General features: G+C 67.0%; 1 protein-coding gene. It reads right to left on the reverse strand.

Annotated features, from left to right (window positions below):
- Positions 1-22: 22 nt before the first annotated feature.
- Positions 23-1,213, reverse strand: a complete 1,191-nt coding sequence (locus IE260_RS40990; RefSeq protein WP_229881854.1) for an IS110 family RNA-guided transposase — start codon at positions 1,211-1,213, stop codon at positions 23-25.
- Positions 1,214-1,447: the final 234 nt, after the last annotated feature.

A 1,447-nucleotide genomic window follows, 5' to 3' on the forward strand; every position in this document is an offset into this window, starting at 1 on the left:
AAAGGACTTCCCAATCGTGATGTCAAGCCGCAGCGGTGACGGGAGGTGAACCTTGGTAGCGCTCTCCGTCACGGATCATCGCCCACAACACGTTGAGGCGTCGACGGGCAAGCGCGAGCAGGGCCTGCTTGTGTCCCTTCCCCTCGCTTCGCTTGCGCTGGTAGTACGCCTTCGAGGCAGGGCAGGTCGTGATGCTGACCATCGCCGACAAGTACATGCTTCGCAGCAGACCGCGGTGATAACGCTTGGGCCTGCGGAGGTTGCCGCTGACGCGGCCGGAGTCGCGCGGTCTGGGGGCCAGACCGGCGAAGCCGGCCAGGCGATCGGCGCTGCCGAAGGCATCCATGTCGCCGCCGGTCGCGGCGATGAACTCGGCGCCGAGCTTCGGGCCCATGCCGGGCAGGCTGCTGATCACCTCGGCGTGCGGATGCTCGCGAAACTTGGCGTCGATCAGGGCGTCGAGCTCGGCGATCTCCTCATCGAGGGCCATCACCCCCTTCGCGAGGCGGGCCACCATGACGGCGGCCAGCTTCTCGCCGGGCAGCGCCGTCATCTGAGCCTGAGCAGCCTCCACAGCCGTCATCGCAAGTGCGGCGGCGCCGCGGACCTTGCGGTTCTTCAGCCAGGTCTCGATCCGCTTCGCGCCCGCGCGGCGGATCGCGGCCGGGGTTTGGTAGCCGGTCAGCAACATCACCGGCCCCTTGTTGACCAGGTCCAGCGATCGCTCCAACGCGGGGAAAATCTCCAGCAGTTGAGCCCGGAGCCGGTTGATCTGCCGGGTGCGGTCGAAGACCACGTCCAGGCGCCGGGTGGTCAGAGTGCGCAGATCGACAGCGATCTCGTCGCCGGGCCGCAACAGGCCGAGATCACGGCGGACGCGGGCCTGGTCGGCGATGACGAAGGCGTCCCTGGCGTCCGTCTTGCCCTCACCTCTGTAGGTGACCGAGGCCCGATGGACCGCCAGGCCGGTGAGGTAGGCCATGGGCTGGCCGTGGCTGAGCAGCAGGCCGATCAGCAGGGCGGCACCGCCGTGGTTGAGGTCGACGGCCCACAGCACATCGGTGGATATCTCCAGGACGTCGCCGATGAGCTGGAGCAACTCGGTCTCGTCGTTCAGGACCCGGCGGGACAGCAGTCGCCGGCCGTCCGCGTCGATCACCACGCAGTGGTGATGTTCCTTGCCGATGTCCACTCCGGCCCAGATCTCGGGCACGTTCCCTCCGCCAACTCGCCATCACATCACACCCGCAGACGACCTCGCCGACGTTGTCCTACAGCAGCGATCGAGTCGCGTCTCCCAATTGGCGGTCGAGTCGTCGCGGGGCTCCGGGCGGCCAAGTCCTTTGAGCCGTCGAGCGGCCTAACCCGTGACAGCCATACCCAGAGCCCCTGGGCCCTCCGATCTTACGAATGACCAGATCAGACCCACGTCTTGAAAGGTAGGACA

Origin of the sequence: Streptomyces viridiviolaceus (assembly GCF_014650995.1) — a bacterium.
Classification (GTDB): Bacteria; Actinomycetota; Actinomycetes; order Streptomycetales; family Streptomycetaceae; genus Streptomyces; species Streptomyces viridiviolaceus.